Origin of the sequence: Halomonas sp. DP5Y7-2 (assembly GCF_019802025.1) — a bacterium.
GTDB lineage: Bacteria > Pseudomonadota > Gammaproteobacteria > Pseudomonadales > Halomonadaceae > Halomonas > Halomonas litopenaei_A.
Window position 1 is genome coordinate 63,995 of the sequence record NZ_JAHVHY010000005.1, and the last position, 26,405, is coordinate 90,399.

26 protein-coding genes are annotated in these 26,405 nt (G+C 59.8%); 15 read left to right on the plus strand and 11 right to left on the minus strand.

Annotated features, from left to right (window positions below):
- Nucleotides 1–113: 113 nt before the first annotated feature.
- From KUW18_RS10185 to KUW18_RS10195, 3 genes are read left to right on the plus strand one after another with little or no spacing between them, the layout of a single operon-like run.
- Nucleotides 114–2,627, plus strand: coding sequence for a hypothetical protein (locus tag KUW18_RS10185; RefSeq protein ID WP_222561349.1), 2,514 nt, complete (start codon nt 114–116; stop codon nt 2,625–2,627).
- A gap of 3 nt (nt 2,628–2,630) precedes the next feature.
- On the plus strand, nt 2,631–2,987 hold the full coding sequence (locus KUW18_RS10190) for a phage tail protein (protein ID WP_222561350.1): 357 nt from the start codon (nt 2,631–2,633) through the stop codon (nt 2,985–2,987).
- The gene (locus KUW18_RS10195) at nt 2,984–3,694 is read left to right on the plus strand and encodes a phage minor tail protein L (protein ID WP_222561351.1); all 711 of its coding nucleotides are present in this window, start codon (nt 2,984–2,986) and stop codon (nt 3,692–3,694) included. Before KUW18_RS10190 ends, KUW18_RS10195 begins: the two co-directional genes overlap by 4 nt.
- 2 nt (nt 3,695–3,696) lie before the next feature.
- Here KUW18_RS10195 and KUW18_RS10200 read toward each other — a convergent pair whose 3' ends face one another.
- Complete coding sequence (locus KUW18_RS10200; protein WP_222561352.1) at nt 3,697–3,900, minus strand: hypothetical protein; 204 nt, start codon at nt 3,898–3,900, stop codon at nt 3,697–3,699.
- Nucleotides 3,901–3,968: 68 nt separating this feature from the next.
- On the opposite strand from KUW18_RS10200, the gene KUW18_RS10205 reads away from it, so the two are divergent.
- The 8 genes from KUW18_RS10205 to KUW18_RS10240 all read left to right on the plus strand — a co-directional run bounded on the left by KUW18_RS10205 (nt 3,969) and on the right by KUW18_RS10240 (nt 11,595).
- Entirely contained in the window at nt 3,969–4,709 is a 741-nt protein-coding gene (locus KUW18_RS10205) for an NlpC/P60 family protein (protein WP_222561353.1), read from the plus strand.
- On the plus strand, nt 4,709–5,275 hold the full coding sequence (locus KUW18_RS10210; protein ID WP_222561354.1) for a tail assembly protein: 567 nt from the start codon (nt 4,709–4,711) through the stop codon (nt 5,273–5,275). The genes KUW18_RS10205 and KUW18_RS10210 overlap by 1 nt, the downstream gene beginning before the upstream one ends.
- Nucleotides 5,272–8,568 carry a host specificity protein J gene (locus KUW18_RS10215; protein ID WP_222561355.1) on the plus strand — a complete coding sequence of 1,099 codons (3,297 nt, stop codon included), beginning with the start codon at nt 5,272–5,274 and terminating at the stop codon, nt 8,566–8,568. Before KUW18_RS10210 ends, KUW18_RS10215 begins: the two co-directional genes overlap by 4 nt.
- Nucleotides 8,565–8,951, plus strand: a complete 387-nt coding sequence (locus tag KUW18_RS10220; protein WP_222561356.1) for a hypothetical protein — start codon at nt 8,565–8,567, stop codon at nt 8,949–8,951. Before KUW18_RS10215 ends, KUW18_RS10220 begins: the two co-directional genes overlap by 4 nt.
- 154 nt (nt 8,952–9,105) lie before the next feature.
- Nucleotides 9,106–9,303, plus strand: a complete 198-nt coding sequence (locus KUW18_RS10225; protein ID WP_222561357.1) for a hypothetical protein — start codon at nt 9,106–9,108, stop codon at nt 9,301–9,303.
- A 39-nt stretch (nt 9,304–9,342) separates the two neighbouring features.
- Nucleotides 9,343–10,641: a prophage tail fiber N-terminal domain-containing protein gene (locus KUW18_RS10230; protein WP_222561358.1), complete on the plus strand. Its 1,299-nt coding sequence runs from the start codon at nt 9,343–9,345 to the stop codon at nt 10,639–10,641.
- 149 nt (nt 10,642–10,790) lie between these two features.
- The gene (locus KUW18_RS10235) at nt 10,791–11,213 is read left to right on the plus strand and encodes a hypothetical protein (RefSeq protein WP_222561359.1); all 423 of its coding nucleotides are present in this window, start codon (nt 10,791–10,793) and stop codon (nt 11,211–11,213) included.
- On the plus strand, nt 11,206–11,595 hold the full coding sequence (locus tag KUW18_RS10240) for a hypothetical protein (protein WP_222561360.1): 390 nt from the start codon (nt 11,206–11,208) through the stop codon (nt 11,593–11,595). Before KUW18_RS10235 ends, KUW18_RS10240 begins: the two co-directional genes overlap by 8 nt.
- Nucleotides 11,596–11,626: 31 nt before the next feature.
- Here the strand turns inward: KUW18_RS10240 and KUW18_RS10245 are convergent, their stop codons facing one another.
- The 3 genes from KUW18_RS10245 to KUW18_RS10255 form a co-directional block, all read right to left on the minus strand.
- Nucleotides 11,627–12,166, minus strand: coding sequence for a hypothetical protein (locus KUW18_RS10245; protein WP_222561361.1), 540 nt, complete (start codon nt 12,164–12,166; stop codon nt 11,627–11,629).
- A gap of 152 nt (nt 12,167–12,318) precedes the next feature.
- Nucleotides 12,319–12,633 carry a hypothetical protein gene (locus KUW18_RS10250; RefSeq protein ID WP_222561362.1) on the minus strand — a complete coding sequence of 105 codons (315 nt, stop codon included), beginning with the start codon at nt 12,631–12,633 and terminating at the stop codon, nt 12,319–12,321.
- A gap of 22 nt (nt 12,634–12,655) precedes the next feature.
- On the minus strand, nt 12,656–12,856 hold the full coding sequence (locus KUW18_RS10255) for a hypothetical protein (RefSeq protein WP_222561363.1): 201 nt from the start codon (nt 12,854–12,856) through the stop codon (nt 12,656–12,658).
- Between the two features lie 2,265 nt (nt 12,857–15,121).
- Between KUW18_RS10255 and KUW18_RS10260 the strand changes: the two genes are divergently transcribed.
- From KUW18_RS10260 to nadB, 3 genes are all read left to right on the plus strand, one after another.
- Nucleotides 15,122–15,340, plus strand: a complete 219-nt coding sequence (locus tag KUW18_RS10260; protein WP_206944555.1) for a hypothetical protein — start codon at nt 15,122–15,124, stop codon at nt 15,338–15,340.
- A 515-nt stretch (nt 15,341–15,855) separates the two neighbouring features.
- Nucleotides 15,856–17,001 (plus strand): FUSC family protein, encoded by a 1,146-nt coding sequence (locus tag KUW18_RS10265; RefSeq protein ID WP_222486149.1) that lies wholly within the window; start codon nt 15,856–15,858, stop codon nt 16,999–17,001.
- On the plus strand, nt 16,982–18,550 hold the full coding sequence (gene nadB, locus KUW18_RS10270) for an L-aspartate oxidase (protein WP_222561364.1): 1,569 nt from the start codon (nt 16,982–16,984) through the stop codon (nt 18,548–18,550). Before KUW18_RS10265 ends, nadB begins: the two co-directional genes overlap by 20 nt.
- 122 nt (nt 18,551–18,672) lie before the next feature.
- Here nadB and KUW18_RS10275 read toward each other — a convergent pair whose 3' ends face one another.
- Both KUW18_RS10275 and purU read right to left on the minus strand, forming a co-directional pair.
- Entirely contained in the window at nt 18,673–19,350 is a 678-nt protein-coding gene (locus KUW18_RS10275) for an energy-coupling factor ABC transporter permease (protein ID WP_222561365.1), read from the minus strand.
- 63 nt (nt 19,351–19,413) lie between these two features.
- The gene (gene purU / locus KUW18_RS10280) at nt 19,414–20,268 is read right to left on the minus strand and encodes a formyltetrahydrofolate deformylase (protein WP_206944563.1); all 855 of its coding nucleotides are present in this window, start codon (nt 20,266–20,268) and stop codon (nt 19,414–19,416) included.
- Nucleotides 20,269–20,556: 288 nt separating this feature from the next.
- Here purU and KUW18_RS10285 point away from each other — a divergent pair, with 288 nt between their 5' ends.
- On the plus strand, nt 20,557–22,143 hold the full coding sequence (locus tag KUW18_RS10285; protein WP_222486310.1) for a ribonuclease J: 1,587 nt from the start codon (nt 20,557–20,559) through the stop codon (nt 22,141–22,143).
- A 141-nt stretch (nt 22,144–22,284) separates the two neighbouring features.
- On the opposite strand, the gene KUW18_RS10290 is transcribed toward KUW18_RS10285, so the two are convergent.
- From KUW18_RS10290 to glp, 5 genes are all read right to left on the minus strand, one after another.
- On the minus strand, nt 22,285–22,569 hold the full coding sequence (locus KUW18_RS10290; RefSeq protein WP_206944564.1) for a hypothetical protein: 285 nt from the start codon (nt 22,567–22,569) through the stop codon (nt 22,285–22,287).
- A 301-nt stretch (nt 22,570–22,870) separates the two neighbouring features.
- The gene (gene moaA, locus KUW18_RS10295; RefSeq protein ID WP_222561508.1) at nt 22,871–23,863 is read right to left on the minus strand and encodes a GTP 3',8-cyclase MoaA; all 993 of its coding nucleotides are present in this window, start codon (nt 23,861–23,863) and stop codon (nt 22,871–22,873) included.
- 8 nt (nt 23,864–23,871) lie between these two features.
- Complete coding sequence (gene moaE, locus KUW18_RS10300; protein WP_206944763.1) at nt 23,872–24,330, minus strand: molybdopterin synthase catalytic subunit MoaE; 459 nt, start codon at nt 24,328–24,330, stop codon at nt 23,872–23,874.
- Nucleotides 24,331–24,332: 2 nt separating this feature from the next.
- A complete protein-coding gene (moaC, locus tag KUW18_RS10305) occupies nt 24,333–25,145 on the minus strand; it encodes a cyclic pyranopterin monophosphate synthase MoaC (protein WP_222163327.1) in 813 nt (270 codons plus the stop codon).
- A gap of 9 nt (nt 25,146–25,154) precedes the next feature.
- Entirely contained in the window at nt 25,155–26,405 is a 1,251-nt protein-coding gene (gene glp / locus KUW18_RS10310) for a gephyrin-like molybdotransferase Glp (RefSeq protein WP_222561366.1), read from the minus strand.

Consider the following 26,405-nt stretch of genomic DNA (forward strand, 5'->3'; position numbering starts at 1 on the left):
TCTCAATGGATCTATCTCCAACCGCCCTTTAGTTATTATACGAATATCTAGATGTTCATCTTGATTCTTTGAGCCCAGCCAAGCGCTGGGTTTTTTAATGCCCGGAGCTTGTGATGCCTTATTCCAGCCGCCTTGAGTTGGTGATCGATAGCCGTAGCGGTGAGCGTTCGTTGAAGCGCGTGGAGCGTGGACTGGCCGATGTCGACAGGGCTGGTGACAGGGCATCCGGTTCGCTAAATGATGTCACCGAATCAGCTACTCGCGTAAAAGCAGCGGCTCTCGCTGCGAGCGGAGCCCTCGCGAGCATTGCTGCTGGCGGTGCTGCGTTTGGAGCGGTCGCAAGGCAGGCGTCTGACTCCGCTCGGCAAATCCAAAACCTTGCACGCATATCGGACACCAGCTCGGAGCAATTTCAGCGCCTAGCCTATGGCGCAGAAGCCTATGGCGTGGAGCAGGAGAAGCTCGCAGATATTCTCCGTGACACGCAGGATCGCATCGGCGATTTCCTCCAGACTGGTGCTGGCGAATTCGCGGACTTCTTTGAAGGCATTGCGCCAAAAATCGGCCTGACTGTGGACCAGCTGGCTCGCATGTCCGGACCCCAGGCCCTACAAGCGATTTACGATGGCCTTGAGAAGGCGAATCTCTCAGCGTCAGAGACAACCTTCTACCTGGAGGCGCTGGCCAGCGACACCACAGAGCTCATCCCACTTCTTCGCAACGGTGGCGAAGGCTTCAAGGCTATGGCTGATGAAGCCGACCGGCTAAATGCCGTTCTTTCTGAAAGCGACCTACAGGCCTTGGCCGACCTGAGAGGTGAGTTTCAACAGCTTGAGCGCATTATCTCAACATCGGTATCTCGCCAGATCGCTGGCTACGGAGACGAGCTGAGTGATGTCCTTGGAACTGTCGGTGAAGGCGTATCAGCACTGGTAAGCAACCTGGACGTTATGGCCAATACTGCAGGAGGCGTGGCCATAGTTATCGGCGGGCGTCTGATCGGGGCCCTATCTGCATCAGCAGCTGCCTCGGCCACCCAGGCGGCTGCAGCCCTCTCCAGCGCCAAGGCTGATGCACTGGCGGCGCAGTCTGTGACCCGTCGCACGGCTGCTGAACTGGCGTCCGCAAAAGTCATGCTGAGTTCCAACCGTATCGAAGAGCAAGCTACTCGAGGCACAGCAGCTCACCGATTTGCTCTTGACGCTCTTTCTGCGTCAAGAGTTCGAGCTGCAGAGGCAGCAGGAGCTCACACGGCTGCGACAAACGCAGCGACAGCGGCAATGGGGCGAGCCAGCATTGCGGCCCGCGGCCTTTCCGGCGCTGTAGCCCTCCTTGGCGGTCCCGTAGGTGCAGCCGTTATTGCGGCCGGGAGCATCTACTACTTCCGAGAAGAACTGGGCCTAGTGCAGCCTAAAATTGAGTCAGTCACCTCCACTGTTGATGCGCTGACCGACTCAATCAATATGAACAGCGAAGCAGCGCTCAAGAACGGAATATCGAAGCTCTCGGCTGATATCGCGGACCTGCAGCGAGCTGCGCAGACAGCGCGAGCGGAGCGAGACGCCATTCAGATGCAGGGTCCTGGGCCAGGATATGTCGGCATTGGCCCAGGCGCTGGCCCGGGGCGGAATCAGGCAGTGGAAGCCGTGCGGCAAATCGAAACAGAGATTGCCAGCTACGACGAGGCTGTTGTCCAGCTTGAGAATCGCCTGGAATCGTTGGGCGAAAGCAGCATAAAGCCCACCAACAGCCTGCGAGCGCTGGCAGAGAGCACGAGTGAAGCAGACAAAGCTGCAAAGGAACTCGCTGAATCCCAGCAGCGCCTGATCGATCGACTATTCCCCCTTGAAGCTGCCCGCCGGCAGTTTCGGGAAGAAATGGAGCTTCTCGACCTCAAGGCTGCCACAGACAACACCTTCCGGCTTGCTGAAGCTCAGGAGCGACTGCGTACACAGTATTCGGCTGAGCTGACCGGCGGCTTTATGGAGCAGATCGCCACTGGAGGGTTGGCGGAAAAGGTCAAGGAGACTGACGACCTCACTCGGGATCTTGGGCTGACCTTTTCTAGTGCGTTCGAGGACGCCATCGTGGGCGGCGAAGGCTTTCGGGAGGTCCTATCCGGCATTGCCGAGGACATTGCTCGCCTTGCGGTTCGCAAGAGCATCACCGAGCCAGCGGTGGACTGGCTTGGAACTGCCGTTTCTACGGGCCTGGCGGCTTACGGTGGAGGTTCAGCCGGTACGTACAGCGGCGGCACTGTTGGCGGCTTGTACGCTGACGGCGGCTACACCGGGCCCGGTGCAAAGAACGACCCAGCGGGAATTGTGCATGCCGGTGAGTACGTGGTGAAAAAGTCGGTGGTCGATCAGCCAGGCGTCCTACCTATGCTCGAGCGCCTCAACAACATGCCCGGCTACGCGAATGGCGGCCTGGTGGGTGGTGGTGCATCGTCCACGATGGCCCCGCAGATCACCTACGCCCCGCAGATCACAGTTGAAGCCCAGCCAGGCGCCACACAGCAAGATGCAGCACGCCAGGCTGATGCCTTCAAGCGCGCCAACAAGGCCCAGTTCGCTCAGTTCATCATCGAACAGCAGCGCCCCGGCGGGCTGCTCGCCAAGAGGTAATTCATGGAGATCGACTTCCTCCCCGATATTGGCCGGGAGCCTGACTATGGGCTGACCGGCGGCGGCTCGTTCGCTGTGGATGCGGTGAGCTTTGGTGATGGATACGAGCAGCGCCGGCCTACCGGTATCAGTTCGTCTAGGCGAGAGTGGACCGTGACATGGAGCCTCATCACCCAAGAGCAGATGGAGCGCTTGCGGGATTTCCTGGTGCAACGCCTGGGTGTTTATGCCTTCCTGTGGCAGGTCTCCGGTGAGCCTGAGGCATGGCGCGTGGTCTGCAAAGAGCACCCTAAGGTCTCCGAGGACACCTTCAAGCGGCATACCCTGACAGCCACGTTCACCGAGGACTTCGGGCTATGAGCCAGATCATCGCTTCCTATGCCCAGCGCCTAGAGCAGGATGCGATCGTCACCATGTTCGAGCTTGATGCTCGTAACTACGGTGATGGCATTCTGCGCTTCGCGCCCTGCCCGATCGATGGTGGCCCGGTTCGGTTCAATGGCTACGAATATCAGCCAGTGCCGATCAAGGCCGAGGGCTTTGAGTGGAACGGCCAAGGCACCCTGCCCCGTCCGACGCTATCGGTCACCGCCATGGAACTCGCGTTTCTGTCGCTGGTGATCAGTGCAGACGACCTGGTCGGAGCCCCGGTCAAGCGCCTGAGGACCTATCGCCGGCACCTGGATGACGGCACGTCGCCCGACCCCGAGGCTCTGTTTCCGATCGACTACTACGTGATCGAGCGCAAGGCCTCACAGAACCGTCGGCAGATCCAGTTTGAACTGTCGGTGCAGATGGATCAGGAAGGCCGGATGATTCCCCATCGGCAGATCCTGCGGGACTCGTGCACGCATCGCTATCGCTGGTGGGACGGCACGCAGTACCGCTATGAAGGCGTGACCTGCCCCTATTCTGGCTCCGGCGAGTGGGAGGCTGATGGTTCCGATGCTCTGCCGGGCATGGGGCGCGACGTATGCGGCAAACGGCTGAGCGACTGCCGGTTGAGATTCGGCGAGGCTGGCATCCTTCCCACACGAGCTTTTCCAGGCGTGGGAAGGATTAGGTGAGGCTAGACCTCTATATCAGTGAACAAGCGTCTCCTATGATCCAGAACTGCATCACTGATCTGATCTAAGCGCATGCTATCAATGCCCTCGGGACAACACATTGTGAACATGAAATGCGTTCCAGAGTCATTGGTGAAAACCGCTTCAATATAGCGTTCCTGGTCAAGCCCCTTTAGACCAATACTAGCTAACTTCCAGTCATCCATGGCTGATTCCTTAGCTGGTTAAAAAGGGAACGCACTAGCGACTCTAGCATCTAGAGAGAGGTCAATCAGTGCCAATTTTCAACGGCAGACGCATTGGTTGTTGTGACCATCAAATACGCGCCGAAGCCCTAGCCGCCTATCCCGATGAGGCTGTGTGGTTGATCACCGACCACGGCTGTCGGCAGGTAGCCAATGTAGCAGACGACCCCCGATCCACCTTCGTCGTAGCCAAGCGCGATATGGCAGCGGCCACCGCCCAGGGTCTGCGGGCCATTGTTCACTCACACCCGGACTACCCGGACTGTCCCAGCGAGGCCGACATGCGCGGGCAGATTGCGTCGGGCGTGCCGTGGGGGGTCGTGGCCACCGATGGCAACACCACGACACCCATTCGCTGGTGGGGCGGCGGCGACCGGCCTGAGCTGGTCGGCAGGGGCTTCGTCCACGGCGTGACCGACTGCTACGCCCTGATCCGCGACTACTACGCGATGGAACTGGAGATCGATCTTCCCGAGTTTCCTCGCTCGTGGGAATGGTGGCTCAAAGGGCAAGACCTCTACCGCCAGGGCTTCGAACAGGCAGGGTTCCGCATCATCGACGCGGACGAGGCCATGCCTGGCGATATGTGGTTCGCACAACTTCGCAGCGACGTGCCCAACCATGGCGGCGTCCTGGTGGAGAATGGGTTATGCCTGCACCACCCATCTGGCCGGCAGCCTGTCGATCCCTCCCGCCTCTCGCGCCGAGACCCTGCTACCCGCTGGCTCCCCTACATCACCCACTGGCTCCGACACACGTCGAGGGACTGATGAAAACGCTCTATCTGCATGGCTTTCTTGGGGCTCGCTTCGGCGAGTCCTTTTCGTTGGACGTCCGTGATCCGGCCGAGGCAATCCGGGCACTGTTGATCCAGATTCCCGGCTTTGAGGCTGTCATCCGTGATGGCGACTGGCATGTCGTGCGCGGCCCGCTCGACGGCGGTGTGTCCCTCGACGAAGAAGGCTTGGTGGTCGGCATGGATGATGCCACCGAGATTCACCTACTCCCAGCGGTCGCCGGGGCTGGGGGCGATGGTATCTGGCAGACCATTGCGGGCGTTGCGCTGGTTGCCGTTGGCGTTTATTTGCAGCAAGGCTGGATGGTAAACGCTGGCGTCGCGCTGACACTAGGCGGCGTCTCACAAATGCTATCCCCCACCCCGCAGACAGGCGACTACGGCGAGCGGGAGCGGCCCGACGAGCGACCTTCCTTCCTGTTCGATGGACCCACCAACACCAGCACTCAAGGACTTCCGGTGCCGGTGATCTATGGCCGCGTGAAGGTCGGCAGTGTCGTGGCGTCGGCTGGCATGACTGCTGAGGAGCTGGACGAATGACCGATCTGGTTGTCTATGGCGCGAAAGGCGGCAAGGGCGGCGGCGATGAAGCCCGCACTCCCCGCGAGGCGCCCAACACCCTTCGCTCCACCTCCAAGGCCAGGATCATCGACGTGCTGGGCGAGGGTCCAATTGTCGGCCTGACCAACGGGCTCAAGAGCATCTATCTGGATGAGACGCCGCTGCAGGACGAGGGAGGCGATTTCAACTTCCAGGGCGTGACTGTTCACACCCGCACCGGTGAGCCCGATCAATCGCACATCGCAGGGTTTCCAGCGGTGGAGACCGCCAACGACGTATCCACCGAGGTGACAAAGGCAACACCGGTTGTTCGCACCGTTACCAATCCGGAGGCTGATGCCGCTCGCGTCACCGTCCAGGTGCAGGCGCTCAGCTATCAGAACGTCGAGAATGGCGATCTGCTGCCCACCGAGGTGGCGGTGGCTGTTGACGTTCGCCCCAATGGAGGTAGCTGGTCCGAGAAGCGCTACGACATTATCAAGGGCAAGACCACCAGCCCCTACCAGCGTTCCTATCGCGTGCCGCTCACGGGCGATGGCCCTTGGGATATCCGCGTGCGCCGCGTGACGCCCGACAACGGTAGCGCCACTCTACGTAACGCGACGTACTGGGCCACCTACACCGAGATCATCGACGCCAAGCTACAGTATCCCGATACGGCACTGGTCGGACTCGAGGTCGACGCCCAAGACTTTGGCAGCCAGATCCCCTCGCGCAGCTACGACGTCAAGGGACTGATCGTCCGGGTGCCGGCCAACTACAATCCAGCGACGAGAAAGTACACCGGCCTGTGGAATGGCTCGTTCAAGCTGGCTTGGACCGACAATCCCGCCTGGTGCTTCCTCGACCTGGCCACCAGCGAGCGGTACGGCGCAGGCTTGGAGAACGTCGACAAATGGGGCCTCTACCAGATCGCCCAATACTGCGATGAGCTGATCCCCGACGGTTTCGGCGGCCAAGAGCCGCGCTTCACCTTCAACACCGTGCTGTCGAGCCGAGAGGAGGCCATCAAGGCGCTCAGCACCCTGGCCTCCGCTTTCCGTGGCATGACGTACTGGGGCGCCAATACCGTGATGGCTACCGCCGATATGCCCGCGGACCCCGTCAAGCTGGTGTCGCCGTCCAACGTCCTCGATGGTGAATTTGAGTACAGCGGCACTGCGCTCAAGGCACGGCATTCAGTCGCTCTTGTGAGCTGGAACGATCCGGCAGACAACTACCGGCTGCAGGTCGAGGTTATCGAGGATGCAGATGCGATCCAGCAATTTGGCTGGAAGCAGATCGACGTCACCGCCGTAGGCTGTACAAGCCGCGGTCAGGCCCACAGGCTCGGCAAGTGGATGCTCTACAGTGAGCGCGCCGAAACCGAGACGATCACCTACCAGGCCAGCGTCGACCATGCCGACCTGCGTCCGGGTGACATCATCGCGGTGAACGACCCAACCACAGCCGGCGCCCGGCTCTCTGGCCGCGTCGTCCGTCCTGGTGTCTCTGCCTTGGTGCTTGACCAGATTCCCGCTGAGATCAACGGCAGTGACTGGTATCTGGACGTGCTGCTGCCCACTGGTGGGATTGAGCGCCGACAGGTCGACAGGTTCGCCGGAGATCATGTCGAGTTGGTCAGCCCGCTCTCAGCAGAGCCGATCCGCGGCGCCATCTGGATGCTGTCGAGCCAGGACGTAGAGCCCCGCAAGTTCCGGGTGCTATCCGTCGCGGAGCAAGAAACGGCGATCTACCAAATCACCGCCATTGAGCATGACCCGACGAAGTACGATCGCGTCGAGCAAGGCCTCAACCTGCCGGACGAGGATTACACGCTGATCCCGACTGGACCGGTAGTGGCGCCCTACTCCATCACCGTCGAGGCATCCAAGTACCTTGCCGGCGGCACCGAGCACCAGAAGATCACCGTCAGCTGGACGCCCAGCGAGGACGCTCGAGTCGTTCGCTATATTGCCGAGGTGCAGGGGCCGAATGACGTGTCATGGGGAGAAGCTTTCACCGGTCCAGGGACGTCCTTCGACATCCTCGATGCAGAGCCAGGTGAATGGCAGATTCGGGTTCGTGGCCTAACAGGAACGGGCTCCGCGTCGCCCTGGGCATATAGGACCACCAATGTGGCCGGTCTGCTGCTGCCGACGCCGCCAGACAGCATCGATATCCGCACAGGCACCTTCGAGATCACGCTGATCCCGAATGGTCTCTACCCTGGGCAGATGTGGGAATTCTGGCGTTCCAATGCCCCGCTCACAACAGGACTGATCGAATCGAATGCGGTGCGCGTCGGTGTGGCGCCTACCCTGACCGACACCAACCTCGAGCCCGATACCACTTACTACTACTACGTGCGCGGCATCAACGCCTACGGCGTCTCGAGCTGGTATCCCGTGCAGGCCACTACTGAGAACGACCCCGACAAAATCATGTCGGTGATCAGCGGTCAGATCAAACAGACCGACCTTTTCTCAGACCTGAGCCAGAACATCGACGGGCTCAACTCCAGCTATGTGCTGAACGTGACTGGCGGCGGCCGCGTGGCGGGCTTTGGGACAGCCTATGACGAGGATCAGGGCGTCTTCGACTTTGGCGTGCTGGCGGATCGGTTCTACATCGCCCAACCGGGTGATGGCGCTGCCGAGGTGATTCCGTTCATTTTCACCAATGGCACCCTGTACCTGAAAGAAGCGCTGATCCAGTACCTGACGTTCACCAAGCTCAAGGCGTCTGATGGCTCGTTCATTGTTCAAAACGGCAAGGTGCGAGCCGAGTACATCCAGGCAGACCAGCTCTATGTCGACTACGGCAAGCTGTACAACATCGACGTACAGAACGCGCACATCCGGAATGGAGCGATCACCAACGCCAAGATCGCAAATGCCGCGATCACCCGGGCCAAGATCGGGGATGCCCAGGTCGACACACTCCAGATCGCCGGTCAGGCGGTGACCATACCCGTAAGTGCCAGCAGGACCTCCACGATCCCCAGTCAGAACACCTGGGCGGATGTCGTTTCAATCAACGTCAACCCGAAGGGAGGGCGAGCCCTGGCGTGGTTTGACGCCAGCGTGCAGGGCTACGCCGGATCGTATTGGCGGTGGGTCGTGGACGGCTCAGTCCGCTATGAAATGGCCGGAGATCAAGCAGGCATTCACGGGGTCATCGATGCAGGTGTTCGAAACGGGACCATCAACATCAAGGTTCAGTGTTACCGAAACACCGGCAACACCGGCATCAACTACGCAATCCTCACAGGCTTGGGAGCCGCACGATGATAGCCGCTATCTACGACATGAGTTCTGGCTTCATACAGCAAATAGTCGAGTGCCATGAAGACGCTATCGATCTCCAATGCGATGAGCGGCAAAACTACGTCGAAGTTGAGAGAGGCTTTGACGACGCAGCCCACTTCGTGGATCTGGAAGATGGTCAAATCAAGCCGAAGCAGAGCCGTGGTGCTCAGGTTACCACCGACGGCTTAACCGCGGTCATCACAGGGCTTGAGCCTGGCACCCTGCTGTCGATGGGCGGGCACCAGATGGTAATTACCGGCGACATCGCCCAGCTGGAAGTCGACGTACCTGGCGCCTACGAGATTCATCTGGTGGGCCCGGCCTGGCGCCTTGATGAAACCCTGCAGGTGACAATCGATGGATAGGCTTAGCGTTCGACGATTCTCTTCGAGGGCAGAGGCGGAGCTACATTACCTGGTCTTGGTAGACAGCGATGCTGAAGCAGCACGCTGCGTCTCACCCGCTCAAGAGGCCGTCTACCAGCTCAAGCTGGCCGAGGCTGCACAAGGGTCGGGGCCTATGGTCGAAGCTGAGGCAAACGCCACGGGCGCTGACGTGGCCACCGTCTGCCAGCGCATCAAGCGCGCTCGCACCCGATGGGAAAAGCGTGCCGGCACCATTGAGAAAGCGCGCATCACCGCCAAGGCCGATATTCGACGATCAAGCACACCCGCCGATATGCACCGGGCTTTGACCCGCTTTCGCAACGCACTCTAACAGTCCGCCAAGCGCGGGCTTTTTTGTGGGAGACACACCATGGCAGTAACGCTTTCCGGCGTACTGAAAGACCCCTATGGGAAGCCGCTACCCGGGGCGACCATTCGCTTTGACGCTGTCCGGACATCCGCTACCGTCCTGAACCACATTCGTGCCGAGGCGATCACTGACGCCCAGGGCGACTACTCCATCTCTGTCGAGGTGGGTCGCTACGACGTGCGAGTGATGCAGGGACGGTCATTCCTCGAGCTCGCCAAGAATCTGGAGGTGCGTGCACACTCCACCGCCGCCAATCTCAACGACCTGGTGGTCGAGTGGCAAGGTGAGAGCGATGTGACTCCTGGCATCATTATTGAGTTTCGCGCACTCACCGATGAGGCCCGCGGATACCGCGATGAGGCGGGAGCATCCGCCGATGCAGCGGCCGCAAGCGAATCCAACGCTGCCAGTAGTGCGTCTTCGGCCAGCGAATCAGCCTCGAATGCAGCAACGAGCAAACAGAATGCATCTGGCTCGGCCACTGCTGCCAGCGCATCAGCAGCCAGCGCCTCCGAAAGTGCCGACGCCGCGTCAACCAGCGAGGAAAATGCGGCTGGCTCGGCAAGTGCAGCGGCAACGAGCGAGAGCAACGCAGCCACCTCTGCCTCCAATGCGGCCAGCTCTGCGAGCGCTGCTGCGACAAGTAAGTCGAACGCCGCAGGATCCGCCAGCGCCGCAGCAGCAAGTGAGTCAAATGCAGCCCAGTCAGCAACCGATGCAGCCGCTTCTGCTGCTTCCATAGACGCTGCAGACCTTGTTCATGCGCCTGGCTCAGGGCTGCCAAACGAGGCTGGGGACATTTACAGCCGCAATACTGCTGAGTTTGATGCAGCTGGATCAGCGGCAAGCGCCGAGCAGGCAGCCAAAGGTTATGCCGTCCAGCGCAGCCACCACACCGGCACGCAGCTTCTGAACACTATCTCAGACGCAGGGACGGCAGCGGCGGCAAATTTGGGTACCGGTGCGAATGACGTTCTCAAGACCTCGCAGGCCGACGCGCGGTATGCGCGGCTATCGGGGCCTAACGAATTCGATACGATGCCAAGCATTGGGGGGAGCCCTATTATCGAAAGCGATAGTAATGATGACGGACACTGGACACGATGGGCAGACGGCACTCAGATATGTCGTAATTATAAAGAAGCCGGTCTCGGAGCGAACCGCGGTGGTCTAATTTACCTCGGTGCCACCGAATTCATCACGCAGATGGCAGCAGCCTTTGTTAATACAGATTATCAGGTATCTGTCAACTGCTCGAGAAAGGGCGGAAGCGGCGGAGATACAGCTTATAACTACTGAGTAATCCCTGTCTGTAGGGAAGACTCAATCATAAACAAATCAACAGTTTCAGGACCTAAATATCGGATCGGATCAATCACGACCTGGGGGACCCTCAGCTGCTCTTTCGAGTATACGGCCTTGGGTCGCTGGAGAAATTAGGGGATACTATGAAACTGATTTTCAAAGCCGTAAGTGATGCACCAACTAGATACTCAATTTCGGGCGAGATATTAAGAGCATTCAAAGGTGACATGTGCGAGGAGTTCGACCTCACAAATTTTCCGGTGGAAGGTATCTTCACAACTGCAGATACCGTTGACCAAACTGAAACAGTACGGGATGTCACTCGTGATCCCAGTGGAAGGCTTGTAGTGACGCTCCTTCAGGCTGTTATCGCAAGCCAGTATCCCGACAAGAAGGCCCATTGGCGAGAATCGCCTACCATCGACGCAGAGGACTACGATCCCGAAATCTGCTACGTCATTCCAACTGGCATGGCAGGCGTAGACGACTACGAGATCGTGCAGGGCGTGGATGTTGCCGGCAACACGGGCTGGACGGTTCGCAAGAAGGAGATGGTTGATGGGTAACGTGTACTGGATCCCGCCCAAGACAGAGGCAGAGAAGCTGGAGGATGCACGGCAATCGGCCATGCGCCGTATCAACTCAGCCTATGAGGCCGAGCTGGCCAGCATTCGCAGCGAGTATCCGGAGTCAGAGCAGATGACCTGGGACAAGCAGGAGCGAGAGGCGCGCGCGCTTCTGGCTGACTCTGGCACGGCCACGCCCTTACTGGATGCTATGGCAACTGGCCGGGGCATGGACAAGACTGAGCTGGCTACGCGCATCATCGCCAAGGCCGATGCATGGATGCAGGCAAGCGGCCTGGCGACAGGAAAGCGCCAGGCTCTCGAGGATCAGGTGAAGGCAGCCGAGACGGTAGAAGCCGTTGAGGCGGTCAGCTGGGAGTGAGGTGATAGCCATGGATGGCAAAACCCAGGACTCACTTAGAGTCAGTACCTTCTACCCTCGCGTTCACGCGACAATAGAACTTCCACAACTCATGCATAGCCCCCTTCTCACACTTATTGAAGTACCCGCTTTTTTTCGCATGCGCAAATAAGTAGTAGCACCTTGAAATCTCTTTCTCCAAATATACTTTGTCTTCAAAGCTTAGATTTTTATCTGAATACGTATCAGCTATAATGACGAACTGGTGAACCATTACCCTAATTTCATTTTCAAAAAATCTTTCAAGCCTATTATTTTTTACCGCATCAAAAAAAGTCCATGTATTATTCTGACTAATTTTAGTAGCACTCTGCATGGCATCAATAGGAGAGAGCATGTTATCAATGTGCTCTTTAAAATTCCTCCTTCTATAATCAGCCAGCATCAATTCATATTGTTGTTGCAATTTTTTAGCGCTCTGCTCATGAACCTTCCGCGTGGATTCAAGTTCACTTCTTGTATCTTTGAGCTCTTGCCTCTGTATTTTTAGAGTCTCAGCTAGCATCCACACAGTCGCCAAACCAAAGGTCACGCCGATTGATCCCGCCAGAAAGCTTCCGTAGCTACCCCATAGGGCCATATCGGTCGATAGCTTCTGGTCGTTCTCAAACGAAAACCACCACACCGAAAACCCTATCGTCACAAACAACACAACGAAGCAAATTCCAAGAACCGCTTTCCTCATTACTCCCCCGATCTCTTATTCTTGAGCACCCCGGCTCTCCTCACCTGACCTACCTCGGCCCCCTGATCCTTCGCCAGCCGCCATACACCCTCACTTATCTCGTGTTTGCGTGACAGCAGATACTGAGGCGTGCCGGGTTGCCACCAGTCGTCCTTGATCTCTTTGCCCAGGACGCAGCGCCCGCTGATCAGCCACCCCTTCCACACGACGTGGTATTCGACCAGCTTGTCGATCGGAGGCGTCGCACGGCTCAGGCTGAGCCAGCCTTTGCGCTCAAGTCGCTTGCGCCACTGGGTGATTTGGTAGCTGTCCATTGATACGCAAGAAGCTGCCTGCCTACGTTACAAACAATCGCTCTTTCTCTTGGCGGTGGCAGCCCATGCACCAGTAGTTGATCATGGTGCAGCCCTCGCCTACCCAGCCCGCTTCAACCTTGAAGGTCAGCCAATCGTCGCCCTCGTGCTTTGTCTCTTCGTTGCCACAAGAGCACCTCAACGTCACGTAGTCGCCGGAGACGAACAGAGTCATATGCTTCATGATTTCCCTCTCATCAATACGGCCTGCCATAGTGTGGCCCATGGCCTGCTACCATCTTCTTTAGAACCACCTCCCGCCCAAACCATGCCGACGGCACTGTGTATAGCCTGGTGTATGGCAAAGCACGTTTCTTCACGCCTGCCCAGTAACCACGGGCTTACATCAGTGCTGCAGAGGGCTCCGTCAGCTCGGCTGCAACGCCTGAATAAACGCTTCCTGACCACACGACCGACATCTGATCACATAGCCTTCATCGGATGCGCGAATGGCAAATTGAATCCAAGAGGACGTATCTGAGATATTGAACTCCGCCGAATAACACTTCAGGCAGTAGATCTCTTGGCCGCCCTCCACGGCCTCGAAACAGATACCCTGCCTAACCATGATGATGCTCTCCCAATGACTACCACACTAATGGTAAGCATAGTGGATTCTGGCTGCCACCTCGCTTTAGTGGAACGGGTGGCCTCTAGGCACTCTCAGCATCCAATCCGGATCAGGCGCTATACCTGAGAGCAGCTCAGCCTCTATAGGTATCATTGGAGCGCTCACCGCCGGCGCTACCAGTCTGGCTGCATTGAGGCACGTAGGTTCTGGTGGCCGCAGGCCCTGCACTTGATGATGAAGCAGCGCCCATAGGGGCCGTCGGGCGTGACTTCAAAGTGCTTCCAGCGCTGCCTGCCGTGCTCGAGAAATTCTGCGCTCTGGCACGATAGGCACCGCATTTCCAGACCGCCATCGATGACCTTCAAGCTGACCTTCTGCGTGCCCATACAGGCTCTCCCCGTGAGACTCACGGTTGCAGTTTAGCCCACTGAGATGGGGCCAGGCAGCGGAACTTCTGTGCTTAGGGCGTCAGAACCTTACAGGCTAGCGGTCACAGGGCGCCGGACCTTTGCCCAAACGAGTACACTCGTGTCTGCAAAGAGGTAAAAGAGCTACACTGTTATTACTTTCTGTCACATTAGGGTTTCGTGATGAACTACCCTGCTTCCGTAGTTGTTGAGCCCCGCCAGACCGCACGGGGCATCCGTACCTCTTGGGATGTTGTGAAGTATCATCCACTAGTGGGAAGGCGAGTACTCGGGACTTTTGGAGACGAAACGAAAGCCAGAAATGAGGCAGCTGTAATCGCTTTCCAAATACACCTCAAAGAGATCGGCCTGTCATCGCCTCAGGACGCTCGTGTAGGGGCCTCAGAATCATCTTGAGCTTGGGTCCAATCGTCTGCCACAAGATCATCGACGATATCCACCAGGTAGACAGCGGCGTGGGACAGCCTAGCTACACGCTGTCTGCTGTTCTCACTCCTCCACAGGTCTGATCGGGAGATATTCTCGATAGAAACCAAAATTTCCCTGAGCAACTCAATCCTTTCCTTCAGCTCACCGCGCTCGTAATTATCAGCTTCTTTTTTTTCTAACAAACCGATTCCTGTTTCAGCCATTTACGATGTAAATGCTGACATAGGCTTTGATCATGATCCACAATCCTGCTCGCTGCGGCACAGTTAGACTATTGAAAATTAAGTTGAATTATGAAGGTGTGAGCCTTGCTAAGCAGTCAATATGAGAATTCTGATCCGCATGGCTAAGATTTTTGTTTTAGCGACGAGCGCCTTCAGTTGGAAGGCATGTCCCTTGGCAACGCTGGGCCTGGCATTCTCCTGGCCAATGCGACCGGCCAGCCCTACCGGAATGAGCAGGTCGCCCGGGACTCGACTGCCAACTTTTAACCTTGCGATGGAGGCGTCGCAGTAGTCAGCACGAAGGCAGCTGGAACCATGGCAAGTTTTACTGCTGAGTGGTCGCAATTTGGTCGCACGCGCCTAGCTCTGAGAGCACATATGTCAAACAATGCGACCACATAACTCTCTGATTTTAAAAGAAACCGCATTGCAAGCGCGGCCGAAAACTAGATCATATCGAACTTAAAATCCCTCGGTGGCAACACCGTGCCGGTTCGAGCCCGGCTCCGGGCACCAATAGTTTCAATGCCTTACGCTACCTCCTGACGCTACTCAGCTCTCGACGCCCTCCTCTCTGGTCGCAGTTTGATCGCGCGAATCCGGCTAATGCCCCGCCCGCAGCATGTGTTAAGCATCAGAATGAAACGCTACATCACGCTTTATGCGACCTTGCTCAATAAGTGGCCTAGACTACACTTCAGAAGTGCAGGTAGCAGTGCAAGTCGCAGTCGTCCGAGAAGTACGCAGCGCCTCATACCATGAGGCAGCCAAGCAGTGACTTTTATTGGAGAGGCCGTATGAAGCTGAAGCTACTGAGCGCCATGGCGCTATCATCTCTCATGATGGCGGGTGCCGCATTCGCCATGGACTCCGAGATGCTCAACGAAAAGATGGCTGAGATCGAGGAGCGTACCGCGCAAGCAAGTGAGGAGGATCGTGTCGCAGCCCTTGAGCAGCAAGTGGAGGACCTCAAGGAACTTATCCATATGATGGCCGAGGAAGACCATAGCTCTTAAGAGTGGCTCTTGAGGATGACTCCTAAGGATAGCTCCTGAGGACTGCACGGACATCCATCACGCTACTTAGTTAAAGATCAGGGCCACTACGGGGTAGTGGCCCTAGCTTTATCCGCGCGACTTGTATCCGCCCGATCTGTATCCACCCCAGCTGTATCCGCCAAATGTCATCAATGACTCACCACGCTCACATCTCAGGACGCGAGCTGGCGGCATCCAGCGCCTCACCTTCATCGTGCCCCCTTCACCTGGCCCCTGCCCCTTAGCCAGGCCGCGACATACACCTGGGTCCGGTACTGAATAGCCCCTGAGGCCAGGACGACGTCGCCGTGACGTGTTAGCATCTGCGCCTCTTTACGCCACTTCATGACGGCCGCCGAACCTTGAGCAACCGCTTGCTTCCGCCCGCCCTTCGCCAGACATCAATGACGCTTCCAGCCGTGACCGCACCCCACTGCGCGGAACCAGCCTTGCGCACATTGCCGCTTGCACCCACGCTGGCCAGGAGCTGATCCATGTTACTCGGACGCCTGCGCGACCCCTTTATCAACCACCGACATCGGCGCCTGTTCCATGTGCTGCGCGTCACGCTGGCCCTGATGGTGACCTTCACCATTGTCGAGCTGTTGCCGCTGCAACATAGTGGCTGGGCCCTGGTGAGCACCGTTATGGTCATGGGCAATCTGCCCCATGTTGGCGGCGTCATCGACAAGGGCCGTCAGCGCCTGGCAGGTACGCTGATTGGTGCCGCCCTGGGCCTGTTGCTGATCAGCCTGCCCATCCCACCCTGGGCGGTGCAGCTGGGCTCTCTGGCCGGTATCGCTGTCGCCACCTGGTGGGTATTCGGTGCCCGCCAGGCCTACGGCGGCCTGATGTTTGCCATCAGCCTGCTGCTCGTTATCGGCGATGGTACCCAGCAGCTGGATGTCGCCCTTTGGCGAGGCCTCGACGTGCTGGTCGGCACCCTGGTGGGCATCGCCGCCACGCTGGTCTTTCTGCCCCACAAGGCCACGGACCTGCAGCGCTTTCTGCTGGCCGACTGCCTTGATCAGATGGCCCGGCTGTATCACGCCCACACGTCATCCACCGCGGCACCGGGAATCGACACCCGAGAGCTGTTCAAGGCTGCCAGCCAGCTACTGATCAAGCAGCGCGGACTGACAGACGCGGTGCACCGTGAGGGCAGGCTGTCTCGCACGGACGTCGACGGTCTTATTTCCTACCAACGACGCATGCTGTCGACGCTGGAGCTGCTGCTGGAGACTCACTGGAGCACCCGCCAGGGACACGAGCAGATCGATACCATGGAGGGGCTGCGGGCCCAACAGCATGTGCTCGCCAGGGATATCGGCACCCTGGCGTTCGAGATACGCACGGGTCGACCCATCCAGGCCAACATCACGCCTTTTTCGCTGGAAGCCTTTGCCGCAGAGGCCTCCACCGCGCGCAGTGATGATGGCAGAATGCTGTTTGGTCCCAGCGGCTACCTGTGGCTGAACCGCGAGCTGGCCCGCCTCTCCGGGTCCATCGCTGAGCAGCTTGGCAAACTCGAACGCCTCCCCAGCAAGCGACTGCGACGACGAGCCCCGCGTCACGGCCTGCACCAGGCACCCTCTCTCGACAGCAAGGAAGGAAGATCCCATGACCCACGCCAGTCATGACGTCCTGATCATCGGTGGCGGCGTCGCCGGTCTTGCCATGGCCCTGGAGCTGGCCGATCACCGCAGGGTGACGCTGCTGCGGCCCGGCAACGACGATAGAGGGGCCAGCCGCTGGGCGCAGGGAGGGATCGCGGCGGTTTTATCCCCCCAGGATAATGTCGAGGCTCACGTACAGGACACTCTGGTCGCCGGTGACGGACTATGCGACGAGCAAGCCGTGCGCTTCACCGTGGAACAAGGTCCTGACGCCATCGACTGGCTGCTTCAACTCGGGGTGCCCTTCACCCCCGAGACAGATCCTAGCCTGGGGTATCCCTATCACCTCACTCGGGAAGGCGGGCACAACGCCAGACGGATCATTCACGCAGAAGATGCCACCGGTCGCGCGGTCATTGATACCCTGAGGGAGCGCGCCCTCCAGCACCCAGCCATTACCTTGCGTGATGACCTGGTCGCCTACGAGCTGATCAGCAACGATCAGGGCCAGTGCTGCGGAGCCCGCTGCCTCGATCCCCAGCATCAGGCCCAGGAACTCATTGCCCAGGACACGGTACTGGCGACCGGAGGCGCCAGCGGACTCTATCTGCACACCACCAGCCCCTCTCCCGCCAGTGGCGAGGGCATGGCCATGGCCTACGATGCCGGTGCGCAGCTGAGCAACCTGGAATTCCAGCAGTTCCATCCCACCTGCCTGTATGACCCGGAGGGTCCTCCTTTCCTGATCAGCGAGGCGGTACGCGGAGAAGGCGGCCTGCTGCTGAATGCGGATGGCAAACGCTTCATGCCAGACATCGACCCACGGGCCGAGCTGGCCCCACGCGATGTGGTGGCAAGGGCCATTGACGCCGAAATGCAACGCACCGACAGCCCCTGCGTGATGCTGGATATCCGCCATCTGGGGGCGGCGACGATTCGGCACCACTTCCCGACGATCCATGCCCACTGTCTGGGGCGTGGCCTGGATATCACCCAGCAGCCGATCCCCGTCGTCCCTGCGGCCCACTATAGCTGTGGCGGGATCAGCGTTGATCAACACGGCGCGACCCGCGTGACAGGGCTGTATGCGATTGGAGAGGTGACCTGCACCGGTTTGCATGGTGCCAATCGCATGGCCAGCAATTCGCTACTGGAGTGCCTCGTGTACGCCCGCTCGGCGGCTCGTCATCTCGCCACGCTGAGGGAGCCACCACGTCAGCATCCGCCGAGCTCGATCATCGCTGGCACCTGCCAGGCTAAGGCGTCCGACATCGCTGAACTACACCAGGAACTGCGCCGGGTCATGAGCGCCAGGGTGGCCATCGTGCGCTTCGACGAGGGCCTCAAGGAGGCGGCCGCCCGTATCGAGACACTGGCCTCCCGCTATGCGGAGCTGGCCGACGACGCCTGCCCGACACCCGCCCTGCTGGCCCTCCGTCACGCCCTGACACTGGCGCGATTGACCGTCGCCAGCGCCCTGGCACGCCGCGAATCAAGAGGCCTGCACTACAATCCCCAATGCCCGCGCCACGCAGACCCCGCGCCCCAGCCTTCGCGCTACGCCAGACACTGACACGGAACGCCAACCGCCGCTGACCGTTGCCGCCGCTGACCATTGCCGCCGATAGGCGCCCGCATTGACGGTTGGCCCAGCCGTCAGCACAGCCAGCCAAAGCCCCTCGACATCCGGGGGGCTCACTTCCGGTCATCATCGAGATAGCGCCGATCGTTGAACGTCGCCACCCAGTGCGGGTGATAGAACATCAGGATGCTGAGCAGCATGCCGCTGATGAAGGCTTCCGAAGGCATCAGCAGCGGCAGAAAGCGTAGGTATTCACGGACCTGAAACAGCACCTCGGCATTCACCGCGGCAAACCACGCAACGCCCATGACCGCGAGCCCCGAGGCCAGCGAAGAGAGCGCGGCACAGCCAAAACCGCCGACAAACAGAAACACCATGGGGTGGACGGGGAGGCGCCTGTCGACCAAACGCCATATGGCGATGGTCACCAGCATGGGTACCACCCCTGTCACAACAAGATTGAGGCCGATAAGCGGCCAGGCCACCCTGCCGGTCACGCACAGCGACAGGTTGACCAGCAGACAGCTCAACAGCGCCAGCGGCGCCCGAAATACCAGCGTCAGCAGGGTGGTGAAGAGCAGATGCAAGCTCAGCCAGTCCACCGCCTGGGCGCGCAACTGCCACAGCAAGGCCATCATCACGGTGGCGGCCAGCCATCGGTGCTGCAGCCCGGTACTGGCCACCAGCGCCTGCCAGGGCCGCTGGCGCACTACCAGCAGCACACACCCTGCTGACAGCGCCCCACCCAGCCACAGCATCCAGCCCGCCACCACTACCTCGGCGAACGACATGACCGCCCCCTCCTCTCGGCGAGCTCGACACGTCGCAGCAGGGGCTCAGGCCTGACGTAGCGCTCAGGCGAAGACGACGGTCTTGTTATCGTGGATCAGTACCCGATCTTCCAGATGCCAGCGTAGCCCCCTCGCCAGCACCGTCTTTTCCACATCTCTGCCGAAGCGAACCAGGTCGGTAGGCGTGTGGCAATGACTGACACGGTGGATGTCCTGCTCGATGATCGGCCCGGCATCCAGCTCCTCTGTCACATAGTGGCAGGTCGCACCAATCAGCTTCACCCCTCGCTGGTAGGCCTGATGGTACGGCTTGGCGCCGGCAAACGATGGCAGGAAGCTATGGTGGATATTGATCACGCGACCGCTGTAGCGCTGGCACAGGTCCGGCGGAAGAATCTGCATGTAGCGCGCCAGCACGATGCTGTCCGCAGCCGACGCCTCTACCAGACGCTCCACCTCAGCGAATGCCGCCTGCTTGTCACCAGCGACGACCGGCACATGGTGGTAGGGAATGCCATGCCACTCCACCATGCTGCGCATATCGTCGTGATTGCTGATCACCGCCGCAATGTCGCAATCCAGCTCCCCCGCCGTCCAGCGATACAGCAGATCGACCAGACAGTGGGATTCCTTGGACACCATGAGCACCACTCGGCGCTTCTGACGAGTGTCACGCAGCGCCCAATCCATTTCAAACTCCCTGGCTACCGGGGCAAAGGCGTCACACAGCGCCTCCCGAGACATGCCAATCGAATCCGCCAGAATCTCGTAGCGCATGAAGAAGCGTCCCGACGCCAGGTCGGAATGCTGATTGGCCTCGGTAATGGAACCACCATGCCCAGCAATAAAGTTGGAGACACGGGCGACGATCCCCAGTCGATCAGGACAGGACACCACCAGACGATAGAAATGCGACATAACACTTGTCTCTTGAAGCCAACCCTTGGCGTGCCCTTGGCACCACCTCTCGACGCGCTCGATAGCGCGCCACGAAAACCGGCCATTGTAGCGAAAAGTGAGGTAGCGAACGACTCCTGCTGCGCTGCCAGGGGCGTCCTGCGTTGAGTGAGCCGACCTCCATCCCTTATAGTGGCGTTACCTGTCTTCACTATGCCGAGCCCGATGTCGATCCCTCGAATTCAGATTCGTCCACGCCGCCGCTCCCCCCTGCATTTCCTGCCCCTGGGCGGTTGCGGCGAAATCGGGATGAACCTGAGCCTCTATGGCCACCAGGGACGCTGGGTGGCGGTCGATTGCGGCATGATGATTCGCCAGGACCTGCCGGGCGATCCCATTCAAGTCCCGGACACCACCGTCCTGGAGACCCTCGGCATTCAGCCCAGCGCGCTGCTCATCACCCATGGCCACGAGGACCATATTGGTGCCGTTGCCTGGCTGTGGCCCCGCTGGGGCTGCCCGATCATTGCCACGCCCCTGGCGGCGGCCATGCTGAGGATCAAGTTCGCCGAACGCGGCCTGTCCAGCGATGCCATCGAGGTCATCACCCCGGGAGAGGCCAGGGACATCGCAGGTTTTTCCTGTCGCTTCCTCGCCCTGACACACTCGATTCCAGAAAGCTGCGCGGTGTTCATTCAAGCGGGCAATACGCGCCTGCTGCACACCGGTGACTGGAAGCTCGACCCGCAGCCGGTGCTCGGCGAACCTGTTGATGAAGACGCCTTCCGCGCCCTGGCTCCCCTCGACCTGGTCGTCGCCGACTCCACCAACGCGAACGTGCCGGGGCATTCACGCAGCGAGGGAGACGTCGCCAAGGCCATGGCGGACACCATTGCCGGCTGCAGTGGGCGGGTCGTTGTTTCCTGCTTCGCCAGCAACCTCGCTCGTGTGCTCGCAATAGGCCGCGCAGCACGTCGCTGCGGCAGGCGTGTCAGCCTGCTGGGACGCTCGATGGAGAGGATGGTCGGGCATGCGCGCCAGCTCGGGTATTTTGACGATTTCCCGACGCTGGTCCCGGTCAGCGACCTCGGGTATCTGCCCCCTGAAGAGGTACTGGTGATCGCCACAGGAAGCCAGGGAGAACCCCGCGCCGCCTTGTCGCGACTGGCCCAGGGACGACATCCGCATTTCGAGCTGACAGCGGGCGACAGCGTGATATTTTCGGCCAAGGCCATCCCCGGCAACGAGCACCTGATCGAACGCCTGAAAAGAGGCCTTGCCCGCTTCGATGTTCATCTCCTCGACGACGCCAGCCACCCACAGCTACATGCCTCTGGTCATCCCGCCCAGGAAGAACTTGAGCGCCTCTATCAGTGGATACAGCCGGCCAGACTGCTACCGGTGCACGGCGAGGCTCCCCATCAGGCCGCCCACCAGGCATTGGCGGAACGGCTCGGCATTGATGCCCCGCTGGCACCCCAAAATGGTGACCTGATCCGTCTCGATCAGGACGGTTTGACGGTAGAGCAGCGCTTTGCGGTATCCCAATGCATCATCGAGCGAGGCGGCATCGATCGGCGCACCTCGCGCTCTTCCGCGCGTCAGCGCCAGGAAGAGCTGTATCTGGCCATCAGCCTGGTGGCAACTGAACGAGGCTGGGCAAGAATTGGGCGCCTGATGCTGGACACCAGCCATTCACTGGGCGTCGACGAAGATAGCTTCAGCGACTGGCTTGACGATCAGCTCGATGAGCTGACAGCCGACACCCTATCCGCCCTGCGTCATGGCCTTTATCCACGCATTCTCGCGTGGCTTCATGACCATCTCCAGCGTCGACCGAAGTTGGAATTACAGCTGATGGCTACCGATATGGAAGGCATTGCAGGGGATCTCTAGGCCCCAAACGAAAGCGGCCCCGGAGGTATCCGGGGCCGCTTGCACGGAGGGGCATCATCGCTAACACGACACCCTCGGTGCCACACCTCAAGGCAGGGCCAGCAACGCTAGCGGTGAAATACCTGCCTTGGGTGGTGTAGCTTACTTGGCATTCTTGGGCGGACGGCCACGCTTGCGCTTGGGCTGCTCGGACACCAGGTCGTCCAGCGACAATCCCGCCTCAGTGATCTGCTCGCGGATTTCCGCCAGCTTCTGCGCTTTCTGCATCTCTTCTTGCTGGCGCTGGCGCTCTTCATCACGCTTTTGATCGATCACTTCCTCGACCACTTCCGCCAGCTTTTGCAGTTGCTCCATGCTGAGCTGTCGGGCCGCTGCGCGTGCCACATTCTTGTTTCGTGCAATGCGTTCCAATGTTTCGCTGGACATAGCTCACTCCATAGCCTTGGCATAAAACGGCGCGCGCCGTGATTCACTTGAAGAAAAGTATATGCAACCTCTGGCTCTTGGCAAGAAATGCAGCAAATATTTCCTGGTCAATTATCAAAAACCGGCGTGCCAATACCCATCATACATCGCCTTCCATTCCCCAGCATACCTGGCCATTCCCTTACATGGCGGAGGCTTCAACAGCGGGTTACCGTGAGTGAAGAAGCAGCACAACGCAACGCGGGCGCCCATGGCGCCCGCGAAAACTTATTCGACAATTGGCAAATAAAGCCCCAAGCCATTAGCCACCTGTCATGTTCATGAAGCGCACGACCTGGACATCCCCGTCAGTCGTGAAATGATGCCTTTCCGGCTTCATGGGCATGGCCTCGACGATAGCTCGCTTGAGCCGCTCGATGTCGCCGGGATAACGTCCCAACACCGCCCTCAGGTCAACCGAGTGCTCGTTGCCTAGACACAGCAACAGGCGTCCCTCTACGGTGACGCGAACCCGATTGCAACTTGCGCAGAAGTTGTGGCTATGGGGAGAAATAAAGCCGATGCGGGTATCACTGTCCTCCATCCGGAAATAGCGTGAAGGACCCGCCGTGGCTTCCGCCGTGGACAACAGCGGATGGCGCTGCTCAATCAGCGCCCTGACCTCATCGCTGGAACAGTATGTCTCTGCGCGTGAGTGGTCCGAGACGTCGCCGAGGGGCATTTCCTCGATGAAGCTGATATCGAGCTGCTGGTTCCTGGCAAAGGTCACCAGATCCAGCACCTCATCCTCATTGCGCCCCTTCAGCACGACCGCATTGAGCTTGATCCGCTCGAACCCCGCCTCTCGCGCAGCCTCGATACCATCGAGTACTCGACTCAGGTCACCGGTACGGGTCAGGCGGCGGAAGCGCTGAGGATCCAGCGAATCCAGGCTGACATTCAGGCGTTTCAGACCCGCCTGACGAAGCTCGACAGCATGACGCCGAAGTCCGGCGCCATTGGTGGTCATTGCGAAATCCCTGAGCCCTGACAAGGCACCGATACGCGCCACCAGTTCACCGATATTACGCCGCACCAGGGGTTCTCCACCGGTCAGACGTATCTTTTCGACGCCAAGCTCGGTGAAGGCTCGCGCCACCTGGGCGATTTCTTCCAGCGTCAGCACCTGTGCCCGCGGGAGGAACGTCATTTCCTCGCTCATGCAGTAAACACAGCGGAAGTCACAGCGGTCCGTCACCGATAGCCTGACGTAATTCACGCGCCGGCCGAAGCTGTCGACCAAGCCGTCGCTCATGCTGTCCGTCATTGCACACCACCTTCCCATCGACGAGCGTCCGCATGGTCCTGACAGCGCTCGGATACCCAATAATCGCCGCTGGCCGTGTGCTCCTTCTTCCAGAAGGGTGCCCGCGTCTTCAACTGGTCCATCAGGAATTCGCAGGCCTCGTAGGCGGCGCGGCGATGAGCACTGGCTACCACCACCAGAACGATGGGATCACCTGGCGCAAGCCGCCCTACCCGATGGATGATGGACACGTCCTCGAGCGTCCAGCGCCGGCGCGCCTCATCCTCGATCTCGGCCAGCGAGGCCTCGGTCATGCCGGGATAATGCTCCAACGTCAACGCTGTGACGTCGGGGCGTTCATTGAAATCTCTGACCAACCCGGTGAAGCTGACGACAGCCCCCACATCGGAGCGACCTTGCAGCATCGCCTGCTGTACGTCACCTGCGTCAAAGCGCTCTTGCTGCACCCGAATCATCATCAACCTCCAGTGACCGGCGGGAAAAAGGCCACCTCGTCATCGCACGTCAGGCGTGTGCTGTCGCTGGCCATCACCTGATTCACCGCACACAGCACCCGACCTTCTTCCAAACCGGAAAAGCGCTGGTCCAGCGTCTTCAAGGCCTTCTTGAGGCCTGCCACGTCGGCACTGGGTAAACGGTCCAAGGGGACCGAGGTTTCCCCGATACCCAGGCGTTCTCGCAGCTCGGCCAGGCATTTCACCCTGACGCTTTGCTGCTCTGCAGAGGCAAGCCCCAAGGTCAATGCAGGACTGTTCTCCGGACTCGTCACGATGGGAGCGACGGTTTCCTGTGCTATCTCTCGGCGACGATAATCTCCGGATTTGCCACCCTGCTTGGCATCCACATGGATCTGGCCAATCTCCATCTCCTTGTCGACCGCCTTGCACATGTCATACAGCGTCAGACAGGCCACTGACACCGCGGTGAGCGCTTCCATCTCGACGCCTGTCTTGCCACTCAGCCGGCACGTCGCGGACACCCTGACCATGCTCGCCTCGCGATCGATATCGAAGTCGATACTGACCTTGGACAGGGCCAGTTGATGACACAGCGGAATCAACTCGTGGGTGCGCTTGGCCGCCTGGATACCAGCAATTCTGGCGGTGGCCAGCACATCTCCCTTGGGCAGCTGCCCATCGCTGAGCAAGGCCAAGGTCTCAGGCGCCATACTGATAGCCCCTGTAGCCGTTGCTTCACGTCGGGTGGATGCCTTGTCGCCGACGTCCACCATATTGGCTTCGCCGCGGGCATTGAGATGGGAAAGCGTCATGTTCAAGCCTCAGGGGAAACGAAAGAGAGGGAATACGGTCACCATATCATTGATGGCAACCGCTGCCTTGTCGGCAGGAATTTCCACCAGACACTCGGCAGCCACCATGGAGGACAGGATACCGGAACCCTGGCTACCTGTATTGACCACCCGCAAGGTCCCGTCATCACTCCGTTTGAGCACGCCACGACTGTAATCGGTGCGACCTTTACGACTGCGGAAGTCGCTGTCGGCCACCGCCTGCCACGCAGGCGAGCGCAGCTCACGTCCCTGCAGCTTACGTACAAGGGGAATAACGAAAACCAGACAGGTCACCATGCAGGCCACCGGATTGCCGGGCAGGCCCAGAAATGGCGTCGCTCTGTCCCCCATCACACCGCATGCCATCGGCCTGCCAGGACGCATGGCGATTCGCCACAGGGTCAGTCGCCCCAGCCGCTCCAGGGCAGCTCGAGTATGGTCGGCCTGCCCCACCGACACTCCCCCGCTGGACACCACAAGATCAGCCAGCTGCCCCGCTCGTACCAGGGCATCCTCCAGCGCCTGCGGGTCATCAGGTACGATGCCCAGATCCAGCACCTCTGCGCCATGCTCCTGCAACATGCCCATCAAGGTGAAGCGGTTGGCATCATAAATCGCGGCATCAGCGCGAGGCTGTCCAGGGGCGGTCACCTCGTCCCCGGTGGAAAACACCGCCACACGGGGCTGGCGTCGCACCTCAACGGACGCGCAGCCCAACGACGCCAGCAACCCCAACGCCGCTGCCTCCAGCCGCCTGCCGGATTCCAGCGCCACCTCACCCCGACGTAGATCCTCGCCCGCCTGGCGGACGTTCTGCCCTCGCTTGACTCGATCAGCCTGGAGGATGTCGACCACATCACCATGCTGCTGAAGTTGCTCGACCATGATCACCGTGTCAGTGCCAGGCGGCAACGGCGCTCCGGTGGTGATACTGACGCACTCGCCACTGCCCACCCGCCCGGCAAAAGGCCGGCCGGCCAGGGCGGAACCGACGCGCCGCAGGGAGCCTGCGACGCCTTCCTCGGGCCAGCTCAGAGCGATGCCATCCATCGCCGAATTGGTGTGGCCTGGAACATTGAAAGGCGCCGTCACCGGCTTGGCCAGCACGCGCCCATGAGCCTGGGCCAGCGCCACGGACTCCGTCGCCAGCTGGCCATCCACCAGGGTAAGCAGCGCCTGACGTGCCTCGTCGACGCTCAGCATGTGCTCGCCCAGGTCAAAGCAAGACAATGAGGACAT